Below are 18,183 nucleotides of genomic sequence, written 5' to 3'. Positions count from 1 at the left end.
CTCACAGCTGCGAGGACAGCATGCCGCACCAGCGGGCGTGCCACGCGGAGGCAGACACGTCGGTGAGCGAAGCGACCTGGTCGATGACCGCGCGCAGGCGCACGCCGTCGTCGGAGGCGGCCCGCCACTGCGCGGCGAACACAGGTTCGAGGGCGTCGGCCCCGGCCTCGTAGAGGGCGTCGACGAGGTCGGCCAGGAGCGTGCGCTGCTGGTAGTACACCGGCTCGGTCTCGCGCGGGCTCATGACGTAGTGGACGGCCATGCCCTTGAGGATCTGAATCTCAGCGCGCACCTCACGCGGCACGACGAGGTCCGCGCGGTAGCGACCCAGCGGCTCGTGCCCGAAGGTCTCGCGCGTGGCGGCCACGGTCGCCGAGCAGAAGCGGCCGATCAGCTCGCTCGTCGCATCCTTCAGGTGCGCGAGGGAGGCGTAGGACCCGTCGAAGGAGCGCAGCCACACGGGCATGGAGACGATGCGTTCGAGGGCGTCTTCCAGGTCCGAGCGCGCGACCGAGGGCCCGTACCAGTCCAGGGTCGAGGCCACGACCGCCGAGCAGTGCGCGTCATCGAAGAGGTCCACGGGGTCCAGCTTGCGGGTCGCGACCGCATCCTCCACGTCGTGCACCGAGTAGGCGATATCGTCCGAAAGGTCCATGATCTGGGCCTCCAGGCATCGCCGGCCGGCCGGTGCGCCCTGGCGCATCCACGCGAAAACGGGCGCGTCGTCGGGGTACACGGAGTACTTGCGCGTCGACTTGGCCAGGTCCGGGCCGCCGGCCTTGACCCACGGGTACTTGCAGATCGCGTCCAGGGTCGCCCGCGTCAGGTTGAGGCCAGCGGGAACGCCGCCCGCGCCGATGACCTTGGGCTCCAGGCGCGTGACGACGCGCAGGGTCTGGGCGTTTCCCTCGAACCCGCCGATCGAGGCGGCCGCCGCGTCCAGGGCGCGCTCGCCGTTGTGTCCAAACGGGGGATGCCCGAGGTCGTGGGACAGACACGCGGCGTCCACGACATCCGGGTCGGCCCCCAGCTCCTTGCCGAGCTCGCGGCCCACCTGGGCGACCTCGAGAGAGTGCGTGAGGCGGGTGCGCACGAAATCGTCCGAGATCGGGCCCAGCACCTGCGTCTTTTCGCCGAGGCGACGCAGCGCCGAGGAGTGGAGGATGCGCGCGCGGTCGCGCTCAAACTCGGTGCGCTCGGAGGACTTGTGGTCCTCGGGCACCCAGCGCTCGGAATCGGCGGACGCGTACGGGCGGCGCGCGTCGCCACCATCAACACCGGGGATTGCCAAGGAAAACTCATTCACGGGGCCATTTTACTAGGGAAAGGCCTGCGCGAAACGGGCCCAAGCCTCGTTACTGTAAAAGCACTGAAAATCACCGCGAAGTTACTGTGAGATGCCCCGTCGGATCTTTCAGCATTTGTTCAAACATGCTAATTGTCAAGTGTCGCATTCAGCGTCGAATCCTCATCCACGGAAGGAGTCCCGAGTGTCCAACACGGCACAGGAAATCCTCGATGCGGTCGGTGGCCCCGGCAACATCACCCACTTCACCCACTGCGCGACGCGTCTGCGCTTTGAACTCAAGGACGCGTCGGTCGTCGACAAGGACCGAGTCGAGGCCATTGACGGCGTCCTCGGTGCCGTCCCGCAGTCGGGGGACCGCTACCAGATCGTTATCGGCGGTGCCGTGCAGTCGGTCTTCAACGAGATCAACAACCTGCCGTCGATGAAGTCGGGCGCCGCAGCCTCGAACGACGATGTCAAGGCCGCCGCCCGCGCGAAGGCGCGCGGCAAGAACGCCATCGTAGACGCTTTCTTCGAGTACCTGTCGGACTCGTTCCGCCCGCTGCTGCCCGTCCTGCTCGGCGCCTCCCTGATCCTGGCGTTCCTCGCGGTTCTTGAAGCCTTTGGCGTCGTTGATACGCACGCGAAAATCATCCCCCCGTGGCTGGGTTACGTGAACTCCATGTGGCGCGCGGTCTTCTACTTCTTGCCCGCGATGGTCGCCTACAACGCCTCCAAGAAGTTGGACATCGATCCCTGGGTCGGCACGGCCGTCATTCTGTCGCTGCTCACCCCCAACTTCACGGGCCTGAGCAACACGGACAAGTTCGCGAGCACCACCTGCTTCCAGCTCGTCGAAGGCCGCGACGACCTGCTGCAGTGCACCGCCCACATCGACAATGTTCCACTGATCGGTACTCTGCCCCTGCAGCTGTCTGACTACGGCGGCCAGGTCTTCGTGCCGCTGCTGATGGTGCCGATCCTCGCCCTGCTCTACAAGGGACTGAAGAAGATCATCCCCTCGAACGTCCAGATGGTGTTCGTCCCCTTCATCTCCTTCATCATCATCATGCCGCTCACCGCCTTCCTGATCGGCCCTCTGTCGATCTGGATCGGTAACGGCCTGGGTGCCGGACTGGCATGGCTGAACGCCACCGCGCCGATTGTCTTCGCGATCATCATCCCGATCATCTACCCCTTCCTGGTGCCACTGGGTCTGCACTGGCCGCTCAACGCCCTGCAGCTGGCGAACATCGCCTCGACGGGTTCGGACTTCATCCAAGGCCCCATGGGCGCGTGGAACTTCGCCTGCTTCGGCGCAACGGCCGGTGTACTCTTCCTGTCGATCCGCGACCGCGACACCGATATGCGCCAGACCGCGTCCGGCGCCCTGGCGGCCGGCCTCTTCGGCGGTATTTCCGAGCCGTCTCTGTACGGCATCCACCTGCGTTTCAAGCGTATCTACCCGCTGATGCTCACCGGCTGTGTCGTCGGCGGTCTGGTCATCGGCATCGGTCGCGGCGCAATCACGCACACCTTCGTGTTCACGTCGCTGCTGACGATCCCGGTCTTCTCGCCCATGTCCGTCTATGGCCTTGGTATTGCCGCCGCATTCTTCACGGCGTTCCTCATGGTCGTCTTCTTCGACTACCGCACGAAGGAGCAGAAGGCTGAGGTTCGCGCCAAGAAGTCCCTCCTCGAGGACGACGCCCCCGCGACTGTTCCGTCCGCCGCTCCCGCCCCCGCTGCTGCTCCTGCCGCCGCTGCGGTGGCCGAGGCCGCTTCCGATTTCAGCGACGAGGCGAAGGCTGACCTGACGCTCACCTCCCCCATGGCGGGTACGACGGTTGCGCTGTCGGACGTTGCCGACGAGGCCTTTGCCGCCGGCGCGCTCGGCCCCGGCATCGCCGTCTCCCCGGCTGCTGGCGCCGTGGTTGTTGCCCCGTGCGACGGCAAGGTGTCGGTCGCGTTCCCGACGGGCCACGCCTACGGCATCAAGTCCGCGTCCGGCGTCCAGGTGCTCATCCACATCGGCATGGACACAGTGAAGCTGGAAGGTAAGGGCTTCACGCCGCGCGTCGCCAAGGGCGATGTCGTCAAGCGCGGCGACGTCCTGGCTGAGGTTGACTGGGATGTCATCCGCGAGGCCGGCTACGACACGATCACCCCGATGGTCGTGACGAACAAGAAGAAGTTCGGCGAGATCACCCCGGCCGCCCCCGGCCCGGTGGGTATCACCGACACAGTCGTGACGGTGTCCCCCAAGGAGGCGTGAGCTCTCCGAGCATCGCTGACATAGCTGTGGGTGCGGGCCTCTCGGCCCGCACCCACACGCGTTTCTACCCCGCTTATCACCGATGTATGCGGCAACCGGACACATAGCGCGAGGGGCGCTGGAGAACTCTCCAGCGCCCCTCAGACGTTATTGCGGGTATACGGACCCCGCGCAGTAAGCTCTAGGCCTCGGGCCCCTCGACGATATCCAAGACGGTTCGCACCTGCTCGACGGTGAACTGGCCGGGGGCGCTCCCCTGCCAGCCGGGCAAGGTCGCAAAGGTGGCCGCGGACCCGAGGGCAGAGCCGACCAGGCGCGTGGGTGCGCCGTGTTCCCCCATGGAGATGCCGATGACGGGGCGATCGTAGGCCTCGCGCGCCCACGCCTGCGCGGCCAGCACGCGGGCCGCGTCCGTGGCACTGTTCGCCATGCACGCGAACTTCAGGACGTCGGCGCCCGCGTAGTTCATGGCCGCGAGCACCTCGGCGAGCTGCTCGTCGCCAGGAGTCCCCTCAAAATCGTGGAAGGAAGAGACGACAATCGTCCCGGCCTCGTGCGCCTCCTCGATAAGCGCGGAGGACCCATCGCGCGAGATCTCCACGTCCACACCTCCCGCGAAGGACGCAAGCCGACGCACGAGGGCGCAGTATTCCTCGTCGTCCAGGTATGCCTGACCGCCCTCGACCGACGTGCGGATGGTCGCCAAAACCGGCAGCGGAGAGGAATCCGCGACGTAGCGGGCCATGCGCACCAAGTCCTCCTCCACGTCCGAGGCGGCCACAAAGTGCGACCCCACAAGGGAAGACAGGAAGGCGTCGACTCTCCACTCGACGATGTCCGCACGGCACGAGGCCAGCGCCTCGACCTGCCCGCTCAGGGCTGCCGCGTCCCCGCTAACGGGAACGATGACCTGGGTACGTCCCCCGAGCGTCGCCTTCTTGGCGGCTCGCCCGATGGTGACGAGTCCGGGCGCAGGGTCAGGGTCGGGCGCAGATGGGTGAGGCATGATTCCTTCGCTTAGTATCCGATTTCAGCCAGGTGCAGGCGATCTCGTTCGCTCTGCGTGAGGTAGGGGTGGTCCAGCCAGCCGTCGGGCAGGTGGGGGGTCTTTTCGCCGCCTGCTCGGCCGCGAGGTCCGCGCGCGGCGGGCGGGAAGGCCTGGTCGAGGTCGAGGTCCGCGAGGCGCTCGTGGAGCTCCTGGAGGGTCGAGACCATGGACAGTGCGTGGCGCTGGGGGCCGCCGACGGCGAATCCGCGCAGGTACCAGCCGATGTGCTTGCGCATCTCGCGCAGCGCGCGCCCCTCGTCGCCCTGGTCGACGACGCACCAGGCGGCGTGACGCTCGATGACGGAGACGACCTCGGCGAGGCTGGGGCCGGGCGGGATCGTCCCGCCGTGGTAGGCGGCAACGATGTCGCGGAAGATCCAGGGGCGTCCCTGGGCACCGCGCCCGACGCTGATACCGTCACAGCCGGTGCGCTCCAGCATGGCCAGGGCGTCGGCGGCCTCGAAGACGTCGCCGTTACCGAAGACGGGGATGTCGAGCAGCTCTTTGAGGCGCGCAATCTCGTCCCAGTGGGCCTGGCCCGCGTAGTGCTGGTTCTGCGTGCGCGCGTGCAGGGTCAGCGCGGCGGCGCCAAGCTTTTGCGCAGCGAGCGCCGCGTCGGTCGCGGTCTCGTGCTCGGAGTCGATGCCGATGCGGATCTTGACGGTCACCGGGATCTCGCGCCCCGCGCGCTCCCCGGCCTCGTCGCAGGCGCGCACGACGGCACCCACGAGGTCGGAGAACAGGTCACGCTTCCAGGGCAGGGCCGCTCCCCCACCCTTCTTCGTCACCTTGGGGACGGGGCACCCGAAGTTCAGGTCGATGTGGTCGGTGAGGTCGCGCTCGACGAGCATCGTCGCGGCCTTCGCCATGACGGCAGGGTTGACGCCGTAGAGCTGCAGGGAGCGAACGCGCTCGGCGGGGTCGGGGCGCACCATTTCCAGGGTGCGCTCATTCTCCTCGACGAGGGCGCGGCTGGTCACCATCTCGGTGACGTACAGGCCGGCGGGCGCGTCCACGTGCGGGATGGCGACGTGGCGCGGCTCGCTCATAGCCTCACCGGGGTTCTTCGGGGACGAGGCCGTGGCCCCCTCCCCCGACTCGGCCGCCCAGGAGGGGATGCCGGTGGGTCGCAGGTGGTCGGGCAGGCCCGACTCGCCCATGATGCGGCACAGGCGTCGGAAGGGCACGTCCGTCACCCCGGCCATGGGGGCCAGGACGACGGGTGTCCACAGGCGCAGCGGCCCCACGCGAAGAGGGGCCGCTGCGGATGTTGAGGCTATCTGCAAGTCAGCAGCCCAGGCGTTCGATCAGGTACGACTTGACCTTGTCGAGCGGGATGCGCACCTGCTCCATCGTGTCACGCTCACGGATGGTGACGGCGTGGTCCTCGATCGAGTCGAAGTCGTAGGTGATGCAGAAGGGCGTACCGATCTCGTCCTGGCGACGGTAGCGGCGGCCAACGGCGCCGGCGTCGTCGTAGTCGACGTTCCAGATGCCGCGCAGCTCGTCAGCCAGCTCCTGGGCGGGGCCGGTCAGTTCGGGCTTGCGGGACAGGGGCAGGACGGCGGCCTTGACGGGGGCCAGGCGCGGGTCCAGCTTGAGCACGACGCGCTTGTCGACGCCGCCCTTGGCGTTGGGGGCCTCGTCCTCGTGGTAGGCCTCGATGAGGAAGGCCATGAGGGAACGGGTCAGGCCCGCCGAGGGCTCGATGACGTAGGGGGTCCAGCGTTCCTTGGTGTTCGGGTCGAAGTAGTCGAGCTTCGCGCCGGAGGCCTCGGAGTGGACGGTCAGGTCGTAGTCGGTGCGGTTGGCGATGCCTTCGAGCTCGCCCCACTCGCTGCCCTGGAAGCCGAAGCGGTATTCCAGGTCGACGGTGCGCTTGGAGTAGTGCGAGAGCTTCTCCTGCGGGTGCTCGTACTCGCGCAGGTTCTCGGGATCGATGCCGAGGTCGACGTACCAAGCCTTGCGGTAGTCGATCCAGTACTGGTGCCATTCCTCATCGGTGCCGGGCTCGCAGAAGAACTCGAGTTCCATCTGCTCGAACTCGCGGGTACGGAAGATGAAGTTGCCGGGCGTGATCTCGTTGCGGAAGGACTTGCCGATCTGGCCGATGCCGAACGGCGGCTTCTTGCGCGCGGCGTTCATGACGTTCGCGTAGTTGACGAAGATGCCCTGGGCGGTCTCGGGGCGCAGGTAGTGCAGGCCGGCCTCGTCGTCGACGGGGCCCAGGTAGGTCTTGAGCAGGCCGGAGAAGGCGCGGGGCTCGGTCCACTGGCCGCGCACGCCACAGTTGGGGCAGGCGATGTCGGCGGTGGTCAGGGAGGACTCTTCGACGCCCTTCTTTTCGGCGAGCTCTTCGATGAGCTGGTCCTCGCGGGCGCGCTTGTGGCAGTTGAGGCACTCGATGAGCGGGTCGGTGAAGGCCTTGACGTGGCCGGAGGCGACCCACACTTCGCGCGGGAGGATGACGGAGGAGTCAAGGCCGACGACGTCGGCGCGGCGGCGGACCATGGCGTTCCACCAGGCGCGCTTGATGTTTTCCTTCAGTTCCACGCCGAGCGGGCCGTAGTCCCACGCGGAGCGGGTGCCACCGTAGATGTCACCGCAGGGGAAGACGAAGCCGCGGCGCTTGGCCAGGCTAATAACGTTGTCGAGGCGGGAGGGTCCCTTAGCCACTTGTCACTCCTTGAGTATTTGGGGCACGACTGGCTGTCGTGTCGCCATCGATACTAGCCGATAACTACTGCGTGGGGCGGTTTCGCGCCGCTTGCGCACCCATGGATCCCACCACAGGTGCGCGTGTGGCTGGCACGAAGGAGCCCCGGCCTCGTCCCTGGATGAAGCGGGAACAAGGCCGGGGCCGGGCCGAGGGGTCATGTTCCCCAGTGCAACTAGCATTCAGCCGACGCGACGGATGTGGCCGGATGCCGTCAGGGGCCAGCCCGCGACGACAACTGCTGCCGAAATAAGGCCGAGCAGCCAAAAGGCCGGGTTCATCGGGGGCAGATAGCCTGACTTGTGGACAAGCGTGAGAATCACCCAAGTGATCGGCACGCCAATGCTACAGATACCCAGCGGGATTGCGAGCATGAGCGCGAAAGCCCTCTTCCAGGTCGAGCCGACGCAACGAGAAACTCCTCCGATGAAACGTCCGGCCCCATCGCAGACGACCCAAGCGAAGACAACAAATAACCACGTGTCGACGCCGAGTGGAAAGGAGCCGCGTCCCATGAAGAAGAGCAGGGGATGGATTGCGATAAGAAGCCACCAGATAAGAGACCCCAGGACAATGATGACAACGGAGTGCACGTAACTCGCCACAGTGAGTGCGGTACGTGATCCACCGCTGAGAGCAGAGGCTCGCAAGTCGACGGTAGCGCTGACGATCCCGCAGATAAAGAGGAAAGTACCCGTGACAAAAGCGGAGTTTGTGGCGGACTGTTCAATGTTCTTGTCGATGTCGGAGACTGCGAGGTAGACGATGCCGTTGATCGCCAAGTTGGTGAGGAACTGGAGGCCCACAACCAGCAGGTAGAGCACCACAGTGAATCTCGAGCCAACAAGGCCAATGCGCAGGGGGGAGGGGGCGGATTTGATGAGGTCGGGGGTGGCAGTGCTCATTGGTCGTTCTCCTGGATGAGGTAGGCGAAGGCGTCCTGGAAGGAACAGGGCGAGGAGGTCAGTGAGTGGGATGCAATCTCATGGTCAGCGACACCACGGCCACGCAGGTCCACGATGACTTCTCGTGCGGACCCAAGCACGCGAGAAGTAATGACGGCAATATCGGAGTGATCGGCCAGGAAGCGTTCCACGTCAGCGGTGTTACCGGTAATCGCACAGATACGCGAAGTGAACTCATCAACGCTCTCATGGGCAAGCAGACGCCCATTTTTGAGGGCGACGACGTCTTCAGCAACGTTTTCGAGCTCGGAGACCATATGTGAGGACATGAGGAAGGCGCGCTGCGGGCGTCGTCCCTCCATACTGTCGGAGGCCAGGGTGAGCAGTTCCTCGTAGAACGCGTATCGGGTGGGAACGTCCATGGGAGCCTGAATCTCATCAAGGACGGTAATGGGTGCACCCGATGCCAGTGCCACAGCGCCGGCCAGGATGGCAGCCTGCCCCGAGGACATCTTGCGCAGCTTCTTGCGCCCCTTCAGCTGGAAGGAGAAACGCTGAACGTAGTGGTCAAAGAGTTTCTGATCCCAGGTCGGACGCAGCGCGGCGTAGGCGACCATGGCCGAAGCCGATGAATTATCAAAGTCCCTGTCGGAAGAGACCACGACTGAGTAACCAAGTAGGTCGTTAGAACTCACCTCCGTTCCGCATATGGACACATTTCCCGACGACGGCGGAAGCAGGCCGCCGAGGATCTGCATGAGCGTCGTCTTGCCCGAGCCGTTGGGGCCAACCAGGGCCGTGACGGTGGCGTCCCCGAGGGTGAGCGAGATGTCGCGCAGCGCCGCCTCGTTCTCTCCCGGATACGTGTGACTGATGGAGTTGAGGGTGATCATGAGTTGTCCTTGGCGGTCGTGTCGGCGCTGTAGGCGCGGACGTGGTCGATGATGGCGTCGATGTCGAGGCCCAGGGCCAGGCCCGCTTCGACGGCGGGGTTCAGGGTCTCCTCCACGTAGGATGCGAGCCCGTCGGCCACGAGCGCGCGGCGGGCGCCTTCGGCGACGAACATGCCAATGCCGCGCCGCTTTTCGACGAGGCCCTCGTCGACGAGGATCGCGAAGGCCTTGCCGACGGTGGCCGGGTTGATGCGGTAGGTCGCGGAGTATTCCGTGGTGGAGGTGAGCTGATCCCCGGCACGCAGGGTGCCGCGCAGGATCTGCGCGCGGATGTCGTCGGCGATCTGCACGTAGATCGGGATCCCCGAGACGAACGTGGGTGCCATGCGCAAGTCCTCCCTTCAGCTTCAGTGGTTCATTACATGACTAATGAACCATATAACCAACTAACCTGTCAACTGCTCCCACCACGCGGACCCCAAGAAGCCCACTCCCCCGCACCCGAACGCATAAAACAGCCCCGGCCTCGTCCCACGGGGATAGGGGACGAGGCCGGGGCTGGCTCAGCGGAAAAGCGCGGAGACGCTTACTCCTTGACGCCGCCGGCGGTCAGGCCGGAGACGATGTACTTCTGCAGGTACTGGAACAGCAGGATCACCGGGATGGCCGCGATGACGGAGCCGGCCGCGAAGATGCTCCACGGAGCGGTGCGCTCATCGGATGCCCACATGTACATGCCGACAGCCAGGGTGAACTGGCTCTGATCCTGCAGGACGACCTTCGCGATCACGAAGTCGCCGAGCGAGGAGATGAAGCTCAGCAGGCCCACAACTGCCAGGACGGGGCGGACGAGCGGCATGATGATCGTCCAGAAGGTCTGGGCGTGCGTCGCGCCGTCGATCATGGCCGCTTCATCCAGCGAACGCGGGATCGAGTTGAAGAATCCGTAGAGCAGGAAGGTGTTCGAGCCGAGCGCGCCACCGAGGTAGACGCAGATCAGGCCGAGCTTGGAGTTCAGGCCGAGGACCGGGAAGATGTCCTGGATTCCCAGGAGCAGCAGGTACAGGGCCACGAAGGCCAGCATCTGCGGGAACATCTGCACCAGCAGCAGGCCGGTCAGGGTCGCACGGCGTCCCTTGAAGCGGAAGCGGCTGAACGCGTAGGCGGCAGCCGCGCCCATGAGGACGGTGCCCACAGCGGTCGTGGTCGACACGATGAGGGAGTTCAGGACCCACGACCAGTAGCCGGCGTACTTGCCGGAGCCCAGCGCCAGGAAGTTCTCGAAGGAAAACGCGGAGAAGAGCTTGGTCGATCCGGTGAGCGTCGCGCCGGGGTTCAGGGACACCGACAGGACGTAGAGCAGCGGGACCAGGCAGTAGATGATCATCAGGATGGCGACGATGTGGCGCCAACCGACCTCTTTCCACCAGCGCGCACCCTTCAGGGTAGACTCACGGTTCTTCTTCACAGTTGCAGCGCTCATCACAGCTCCTCAAGGGTCTTCGTCTGGCGGAAACCGAGCCACGCGATCACGCCCACGACGATGAAGATGACGATAGACATGGCCGAGGCCAGGCCGTAGTTCGGGGAACCCGACTCGATCGCGATCTTGTAGACCATCGAGATCAGGATGTCAGTCTGGCCGACATCCAAGCCCGGGTAGTTCGGGCCGCCGCCGGTCAGCATGTAGATGAGCGAGAAGTTGTTGAAGTTGAACGCGAAGGACGCGATCAGCAGCGGAACGGTCGACTGCAGCACGAGCGGCAGCTTGATGGACCACACGGTACGCAGGCCGGAGGCGCCGTCGATCTTCGCGGCCTCTTCGACGTCACCCGGCAGGGACTGCAGGGCACCCAGGCACACGAGGAACATGTAGGGGAAGCCCAGCCACAGGTTCACGCCCAAGATCGAGAACTTCGCCAGCAATCCGTCCGTCAGCCACGGGATTTTCACGCCGCCGAGGAACACCTGGTTGATCAAGCCGAAGTCTGTGTTGAGCATGCCCTTCCACACCAGGGTGGCCAGGAAGGCCGGGAAGGCGTAGGGAAGGATCATGAGGGACTGGTAGATCTTACGACCCTTGATGCGCTTGTCTGCGAACACGAGGCCCAGGATCAGGCCGAGCGCGAAGGTCGACAGGACCGAGACCGCGGCGAAGACGAAGGACCACAGCAGGGCCTTCAGGAAGGGACCGGCCAGGTCGCCGCGGGCGAACATGTTCATGTAGTTGTCAAAGCCGACGAAGACGCGCCAGCCCGGGTCGACCTGATTGCCGTCCGCGTCAACGAAGGCGCCGATCTTGTTGTTGGCCGTGTAGACGACGCCGGTCGTCGTGTCGGTCAGGGTGTCGGCGGCCTCGTCGTAGTTGTAGCGGGACTTGGCCAGGTAGGCGGTCGATCCGTCATCGCTTCGGTAGCTTCCGTCGTTCGGATTGTCGGAGACCGGAACCTTGATGGCGGAGACCTTCTGCTGCACCTCGGGCTTGAGGATCTCGGCGAGCGTCAGGACCTTGTAACCGTCAACCGCGCTGATGACGCCGGCTGCGTAGGTGCCGGACACCTCGTGCAGCGGGGTCTCGGAGTCGCCCACGCGGATCGCGCCCGTCGCAGTGTCGACCACCGCGAGCCCGAGGCCGTTGCTGTCCTCAACGACGGCGGCGGGGAGGCTCGGCGCACCCTCGGCGCGCTGCTCGGAAGCCTGCAGGATCGAGGCGACAGCGTCATCCTTGCTGGAGTTATGGCCCTGGCCGTAGTTCGTGAAGGACACGTAGCCCGTGTACCCCATGACGAAGACCTGGTAGATGAGCAGGAAGACCATGCCGGGAACGAGGTACTTCGCGGGAATAGTCCGCTTGGAGAAGTACACCCAGTTGACCGCGAGAAGCAGGACGGCGAGGACGGCGAGAACCGTCCAGGACTTCACCAGGTAAGCGGTGAACATGCCGTAGATCCCCAGGGCATCGATGAGCATCATCAGGACGAGTTTGACGAAGAAACCGGGCCTGGTCACTTCGCTAGCGTGCGAGGCTGTGCGCGCCTCTTTTTTCTTTTCTGCAGCCTTCGCTGGCTCAGACATCGTGTCCTCCACACGTGCGCAGTTTGCGCGTCATTGCGACGATACCCGCCTGGTGGCGGGTCGGAAAGCACCCGGGGGTGCGAGTGCGCCGCAGGGCGGCGCGAGCGTTTTGTGGGCCTCGCACCCGCCCGCCGCGTGGGACGCGGGCGGGTGCGAGGCTGGGTGCTCGCCTCAGGCGAGCGGGGTGCCAGTCGCTATGCAACCGGCGAGTTCGATCACTTGGAGGCGATCGCGTTGTTGATGTTGGTGACCATGGTCGCCCAGCCCTCGGCCGGGGCCTCGGTGCCACTCACGATGTTGGCCTCGGTCTGGCCCCAGAAGTTCCAGACGGAACCCATCGCGGGGATCGCGGGGGCGAGAGCGCCGGACTCGGCAACCTTCGCGAAGTCCTTGATGTCCTGGTCATCCGACTTGGCGGCGACCGAAGGCATCGCAGAGGCGCGACCACCGAGCTTCTGCATCTCTTCCTGAGCCTCGGGGGTGGCCAGGTAGTTGAAGAACTGCTTGGCAGCGACCGGGTTGGCAGACTTGGCACTCTGGTAGAACATCTGGACACCAACGAAGGGCTGCGCAGCCTGGGAGCCGGCGGAGGGGATCGGCAGGACGGAGACGTCCATGCCGGCCTCGCGGAAGGCGGCGACGTTCCAGGGGCCGGTCACCGTGTAGGCGGCCTTGCCGTCGAGGAAGGCCTGCTTGGCGATGTCGCCCGTGATGGACGTGGAGAACACATTCGCGTCAGCCTGAGCCTTGAGCCAGTTTGCGAAGTCGGTGCCGCCGGAGCCACTCATGGCCAGCTCGGAGGTGTACTCGCCGTCAGCGTTGGTGTTGAAGACGGGGGCGCCGAAGGAGGTCTGGAAGCCGTAGAAGTGGTACGGGTCGCCCTTGTCGCCCATCTGGATGATGAAGGGGTACTCGACGCCGGCGGTCTTACCGGAGGCGATCATGTCGTCGTAGGTCTTGGGCTCGTCCTTGGTGAGGGCGTTGTTGCGCACCAGTGCGACAGACTCAACGGCGTAGGGGACGCCGTAGGTCTGGCCGTTGTAGGTGACGGCCTTGACGGCGACGTCTGCGAAGTTGGACTTGGCCTCGCCCAGGTCCACGGGGGCGACGACGCCGTTAGCGACGAGTGCACCCAGCTTGTCGTGGGCCATGACGATCAGGTCGGGGCCGTTGCCGGTGGGCACCTGGGTGGTGAACTCGGTATCCATGTCGGATTCAGACTTCTGCACGACGTTGACCTTCACGCCTGTGTTGGTGGTGAAGTCCTCGGCGAGGTCCTCAACCTGGGAGAAGCGGGTGTCATCCGCCCAGATCGTCAGGGTCGCCACAGCGTCGGTGTTCGCGCTGTCCGAGGAGGTCGAGGAAGAGGTGGTGCCGTTGTTGCAGGCGGCCAGGGCGGTAGCCGCCGCGAGGACGCCGAGCGCTGCGATGCCACGTCGCATTATTACTCCTGTGTTGGTCAGGCGGGTCGCCTCCATCAGCGACCTGCTACATGGTCACTGTAATACGCCCGATTTTGTTTCTGCAACAATTTTCGCAATTGTGTGCAAGCTGTTACATTTATAGGGAAACAGCTGCACTCGGACACCCAAAGGAGAGTTGAGCCGATGACCAAAAATCGTACAAGCATGGCCGATATCGCGGCCCATGCGGGTGTATCAACCGCAACTGTTTCACGCGTTTTCAACGGCGTCGGCCAGGTCTCCGAAGACACACGCCGCAGGGTCCTGACGGCGATCGACGAGCTGGGCTACGACCGCCCTCCCAGCGAGCACACGCCCAGCACTCCGACGGTCGGCGTTATCGTGCCGGAGCTGACGAACCCGATCTTCGCCTCCTTCGCCCATCACCTTCAAGAGGAGATCTCCCGCGCGGGCGGCATCGCCCTCATTCGCACGCAGACACCGGGCGCGACGTCCGAGTTCGACCACCTCTCCTCACTCATTGATCACCGCGTCGACGGACTCATCTTTGTCTCCGGCAGGCACGCGGATCTCCTGTCCGACCTTTCCCCCTATCACGACGTCGCTGCGCGCGGAATCCCCTTCGTCACGATCAACGGCGCGCGCCCGGAGGTCCCAGCCCCCGACTTTTCCACCGGAGATTCCCTCGGCATTCGCGCCGCGGTCACTCACCTGCACGAGCTGGGCCACACGCGCATCGCGCTTCTCACCGGCCGCACGCACATTGTCCCGGCCCTACGTAAGGCCGAGGCATTCACACAGGTGATGGGCGAGCTGATCGGAGACCACTCCCCCATCATCGAAGAAACCTTCTACACGTACGAGGCCGCTGCCGCCTACACGCACGCCCTCCTGGAGCGCGGCGTGACAGCAATCATCACCGGATCCGACCTGCAGGCCCTCGGCGCCATCCGCACGATCTCCTCGCTCGGCCTATCCGTCCCGAGCGACGTCTCGGTCATCGGCTTCGACGACACGTTCCTCATGAGCCACCTGGATCCGGCACTCACGACGATCCACCAGCCCGTGCAGTCGATCGTCGCATCCGCCGTGCGCGCCCTCTTCGAGGCATTGAACACAGCCGACTACACCCCCACGCACGCCGACTACGTCTTTTCGCCCGATTTGATCGTGCGGAGCTCCACTGGACACGTCCGCTAACTCCCCAGATCACGGCGGTCCGGGCACCGAGATTGACTTGACAAAGATTCTCAATTTCAAAGAGAATGATTTTCATGTCGAAGAGAATCCTTGCTGCCGCATGCGCGGCTGCCACAGCGCTCGCCCTGTCCGCCTGCACCTCCACGGCCACGTCCGGAGATAGCTCCTCCAAGGACGGCAAACTGACCGTCATGGCCTCGTTCTACCCCCTGCAGTACCTGGCTGAGAAGATCGGCGGCGAGCACGTTTCCGTCACCTCTCTGACCCCGGAAGGCGCCGAGCCGCACGACCTCGAGCTCTCCCCCAAGATGGTCGACTCTCTGTCCTCCGCGGACGCGGTCGTCTACCTCGCGGGCTTCCAGAGCGCGGTTGACGAGGCCATCGAGCAGCAGGCCCCCAAGACCGTCATCGACGTCTCTCCCGCAGCCGAGCTGGTTGAGGCGGGCACCGACGCCAACCACCCCGCCGAGGAGGAGGAAGAGGCCACCGAGGAGGCCCAGTCCGGCGAGACCGAAGCCCACGACCATGATCATGAGGGCCACGACCACGAAGGCCACGACCACGAGGGCCACGAGCACCACCACGACATGAGCGCGGACCCGCACTTCTGGCTGGATCCCACCCGCATGGCGCATGCCGCCACCCTGGTGGGCGACAAGCTCGCCGAGGCTGACTCCGCCCACGCCGACGTCTACAAGGCGAACGCGAAGGCCCTGGCCGAGGAGCTCAACACCCTGAGCGACACCCTGGTCACCAAGACCTCGAGCTGCAAGGTCAAGACCTTCGTCACCGCCCACACCGCCTTCGGTTACCTGGCGGACCGCACGGGCCTGACCCAGGTCGGCATCTCCGGCCTCGACCCCGAGTCCTCCCCCTCCCCCGCGCGTCTGGCTGAAATCGCCCAGATCGCCAAGGAGCAGGGCGTGACGACGATCTTCACCGAGGCCCTCATCGATCCCAAGGTCGCTCAGACCCTGGCCGACGACCTCGGCATCACGACGGCCGTCCTAGACCCGATCGAGTCCCAGACCGACGCGTCCAAGGACTACGCCGCGACGATGAACTCCAACATTGACGCCCTGACGAAAGCCCTCGACTGCCAGTGACAACGACTGACAACCCCACGACGGCGGGAGCCTCCTTCGCGGAGGCGACCGCCGTCGTGCGTCTCGACAACCTGCACGTGGCCTGGGATACGGACCTGATCCTCCACGGGATCTCGCTCGATATCCCCGCCGGCCAGACCGTAGCGATCACCGGTTCCAACGGATCGGGTAAGTCCACAACCCTGAAGGCCCTGCTGGGCACCGCGCCCATCACAAGCGGCGACGCCCAGCTCTTCGGTCACTCGATTTCCACTCGCCGCCGCGTGCCGTGGAACAAGATCGGCTACGTCCCCCAGCGCATCTCCTCGGGCGGCGCGATTAGCGCCAGCGCGATCGAGGTCGTGCGATCCGGCCTGCTCGGGCCTCGTCGCCTGTGGGCACTGCCGGGCGACACAGCGAAGGCTCTGGCCGCCCTCGAGCGCGTCGGCATGGCCCACCGCGCCCACTCCCCCCTCAACATTCTGTCGGGCGGGCAGGCACAACGCGTCCTCATCGCGCGCGCCCTCGTGCGCCGACCTGAGCTGCTCATCATGGACGAGCCGATGGCTGGGATCGACGCGACATCGCGAGCGCGCCTCGCGCAGATCGTCGCCGAGGCCAAGGCGGAGGGGACCACGATCCTCATCGTCCTGCACGAACTGGGCGAGCTCGGCCCGCTCTTGGATCGCGAGCTGCACATCAACGCGGGACACGTCTCCTACGACGGCCCGCCCCACATCGAGGATGATCACGAGCAGCACCACGGCGGCGGCGACCACTGCCACCCCGAGACCGAGACGAGGCCCGTGACGGTCGACCACGGCCTCGTGAGCGGAATCTAGACGGGAGCAACGCATGATTGACGCACTGACGACCCTCCTGTCCTCACCGATGATGCAGCGTTCGCTGCTCGCCGCCTTGATCGTCGGCCTCACCGCCCCGATCATCGGCACCTACCTGGTCCATCGGCGCCTCGCCATGCTCGGCGACGGCATCGGCCACATCTCTCTGACCGGTGTTGCGCTGGGGTGGCTGGCGGGCACGTTCGCGAACGTGAGCCCCGCCGACTCGTGGGCGATCCCCGGCGCGGTCATCATCTCCCTACTCGGCGCAATCACGATCGAGCTGGTCCGCCAGAGCGGTCGCACATCCGGCGACACTGCCCTGGCCATGCTGTTCTACGGGGGCATCGCCGGCGGCGTCCTCCTGATCGGCCTCGCAGGCGGCACGTCCGCCCAGCTGAACTCCTATCTGTTCGGTTCGATCTCGACCGTGCGGTGGAGCGACATTACGCTCATCACGCTCCTCGGGGTCGCAATCGTGGCGCTCGGCGTGGGCCTGGCCCCCGCGCTCTTCTCGGTGACCAACGACGAGGACTTCGCACGCTCGACGGGGCTGCCCGTACGCACGCTGTCCCTGCTCATCGCGATCCTGTCGGCACTGACCGTGGCCGTCGCGATGCGGGTCGTCGGCTCGCTGCTAGTCAGCGCACTGATGGTCATCCCCGTGGCAATCGCACAGCTCGGAGCACGCTCCTTCCGCTCCACGATGGGCATCGCGATGGCTCTCGGGGTCATCATCTGCACGTGCGGCCTGTCGCTGACGTACTTCGTTGACCTGTCGCCCGGCGCGACCATCGTTGTCGGCGCAATCTGCCTGTACGCGATTGGATTTACGATCCGGGCTATTGTGGACCGTATCCGCAGGGTGCGCAGGCTTCGCGCAGCCCGCGGTCTCAACCAGCATCCGGAGCGCGAACACCTCGCTCACGCAGACGCATCATGAGGAAGGGAACACCATGCAGCGCATGACGAAGCAGCGTCAGGCGGTCCTCGATGAGCTGACCCGTGTCAGCGACTTCCGCAGCGCCCAGCAGATCTTTGAGGACCTGCACGTCCAGGGGCAGCGCGTGGGCCTGGCAACCGTGTACCGCTCGCTCCAGAGCCTCGCGGATGACGGCCGCGTCGACACGCTGCGCTCCTCCGACGGCGAGGCCCTGTACCGCTCGTGCACGACGCACCACCACCATCATCACCTGGTGTGCCGCAAGTGCGGTTTCACCGAGGAGATCGAGCAGTCGCAGATCGAGTCGTGGGTGGATTCGGTCGCAGCGGCGCACGGTTTTGGAGATGTCGAGCATTCCCTGGAGCTCTTCGGGGTATGCAGCTCGTGCCAGTCGAAGAAGTGACCTACTGAGGCTGCATCAGTCACGACGAGGCCTGGGAAGCGGACGACGCTTTCCCAGGCCTCTTGCGTAGGTTAGGATAGGCTTCG

At 65.3% G+C, this 18,183-nt stretch carries 16 protein-coding genes; 6 read left to right on the top strand and 10 right to left on the bottom strand.

Annotated elements, in window-relative coordinates; translation table 11 throughout:
- Nucleotide 1 precedes the first annotated feature (1 nt).
- Nucleotides 2-1,306: a deoxyguanosinetriphosphate triphosphohydrolase gene (locus FBF35_RS03615; protein WP_060566745.1), complete on the bottom strand. Its 1,305-nt coding sequence runs from the start codon at nt 1,304-1,306 to the stop codon at nt 2-4.
- Between the two features lie 184 nt (nt 1,307-1,490).
- Between FBF35_RS03615 and FBF35_RS03610 the strand changes: the two genes are divergently transcribed.
- Nucleotides 1,491-3,563, top strand: coding sequence for a glucose PTS transporter subunit IIA (locus FBF35_RS03610; protein WP_060566743.1), 2,073 nt, complete (start codon nt 1,491-1,493; stop codon nt 3,561-3,563).
- Between the two features lie 181 nt (nt 3,564-3,744).
- Here the strand turns inward: FBF35_RS03610 and aroD are convergent, their stop codons facing one another.
- The 9 genes from aroD to FBF35_RS03565 all read right to left on the bottom strand — a co-directional run bounded on the left by aroD (nt 3,745) and on the right by FBF35_RS03565 (nt 13,642).
- Nucleotides 3,745-4,569: a type I 3-dehydroquinate dehydratase gene (aroD, locus tag FBF35_RS03605; RefSeq protein ID WP_060566741.1), complete on the bottom strand. Its 825-nt coding sequence runs from the start codon at nt 4,567-4,569 to the stop codon at nt 3,745-3,747.
- An 11-nt stretch (nt 4,570-4,580) separates the two neighbouring features.
- A complete protein-coding gene (gene dusB, locus FBF35_RS03600) occupies nt 4,581-5,858 on the bottom strand; it encodes a tRNA dihydrouridine synthase DusB (protein ID WP_187348966.1) in 1,278 nt (425 codons plus the stop codon).
- 40 nt (nt 5,859-5,898) lie between these two features.
- Nucleotides 5,899-7,287: a glycine--tRNA ligase gene (locus tag FBF35_RS03595; RefSeq protein ID WP_060566737.1), complete on the bottom strand. Its 1,389-nt coding sequence runs from the start codon at nt 7,285-7,287 to the stop codon at nt 5,899-5,901.
- Nucleotides 7,288-7,509: 222 nt separating this feature from the next.
- A complete protein-coding gene (locus FBF35_RS03590; RefSeq protein ID WP_060566734.1) occupies nt 7,510-8,232 on the bottom strand; it encodes a hypothetical protein in 723 nt (240 codons plus the stop codon).
- The gene (locus tag FBF35_RS03585; protein ID WP_060566732.1) at nt 8,229-9,125 is read right to left on the bottom strand and encodes an ABC transporter ATP-binding protein; all 897 of its coding nucleotides are present in this window, start codon (nt 9,123-9,125) and stop codon (nt 8,229-8,231) included. Before FBF35_RS03585 ends, FBF35_RS03590 begins: the two co-directional genes overlap by 4 nt.
- Complete coding sequence (locus tag FBF35_RS03580) at nt 9,122-9,511, bottom strand: GntR family transcriptional regulator (RefSeq protein WP_060566730.1); 390 nt, start codon at nt 9,509-9,511, stop codon at nt 9,122-9,124. Before FBF35_RS03580 ends, FBF35_RS03585 begins: the two co-directional genes overlap by 4 nt.
- Nucleotides 9,512-9,711: 200 nt before the next feature.
- A complete protein-coding gene (locus FBF35_RS03575) occupies nt 9,712-10,608 on the bottom strand; it encodes a sugar ABC transporter permease (RefSeq protein WP_060566729.1) in 897 nt (298 codons plus the stop codon).
- A complete protein-coding gene (locus tag FBF35_RS03570) occupies nt 10,608-12,200 on the bottom strand; it encodes an ABC transporter permease subunit (protein WP_060566728.1) in 1,593 nt (530 codons plus the stop codon). The genes FBF35_RS03575 and FBF35_RS03570 overlap by 1 nt, the downstream gene beginning before the upstream one ends.
- A gap of 215 nt (nt 12,201-12,415) precedes the next feature.
- Entirely contained in the window at nt 12,416-13,642 is a 1,227-nt protein-coding gene (locus FBF35_RS03565; protein WP_060566726.1) for an extracellular solute-binding protein, read from the bottom strand.
- Nucleotides 13,643-13,807: 165 nt separating this feature from the next.
- On the opposite strand from FBF35_RS03565, the gene FBF35_RS03560 reads away from it, so the two are divergent.
- The 5 genes from FBF35_RS03560 (at nt 13,808) to FBF35_RS03540 (ending at nt 18,097) form a co-directional block, all read left to right on the top strand.
- A complete protein-coding gene (locus tag FBF35_RS03560; RefSeq protein WP_060566723.1) occupies nt 13,808-14,824 on the top strand; it encodes a LacI family DNA-binding transcriptional regulator in 1,017 nt (338 codons plus the stop codon).
- 65 nt (nt 14,825-14,889) lie between these two features.
- The gene (locus FBF35_RS03555) at nt 14,890-15,930 is read left to right on the top strand and encodes a metal ABC transporter substrate-binding protein (RefSeq protein ID WP_060566721.1); all 1,041 of its coding nucleotides are present in this window, start codon (nt 14,890-14,892) and stop codon (nt 15,928-15,930) included.
- Complete coding sequence (locus tag FBF35_RS03550) at nt 15,927-16,751, top strand: metal ABC transporter ATP-binding protein (protein WP_060566719.1); 825 nt, start codon at nt 15,927-15,929, stop codon at nt 16,749-16,751. Before FBF35_RS03555 ends, FBF35_RS03550 begins: the two co-directional genes overlap by 4 nt.
- Before the next feature lie 13 nt (nt 16,752-16,764).
- Nucleotides 16,765-17,694: a metal ABC transporter permease gene (locus FBF35_RS03545; RefSeq protein ID WP_060566717.1), complete on the top strand. Its 930-nt coding sequence runs from the start codon at nt 16,765-16,767 to the stop codon at nt 17,692-17,694.
- Between the two features lie 13 nt (nt 17,695-17,707).
- On the top strand, nt 17,708-18,097 hold the full coding sequence (locus FBF35_RS03540) for a Fur family transcriptional regulator (protein WP_060566715.1): 390 nt from the start codon (nt 17,708-17,710) through the stop codon (nt 18,095-18,097).
- Nucleotides 18,098-18,183: the final 86 nt, after the last annotated feature.

The organism is Schaalia odontolytica (assembly GCF_005696695.1).
GTDB lineage: Bacteria > Actinomycetota > Actinomycetes > Actinomycetales > Actinomycetaceae > Pauljensenia > Pauljensenia odontolytica_C.
The sequence above is the reverse complement of the archived record's forward strand: the minus strand, read 5'-3'. Positions and strand labels throughout refer to the sequence as shown.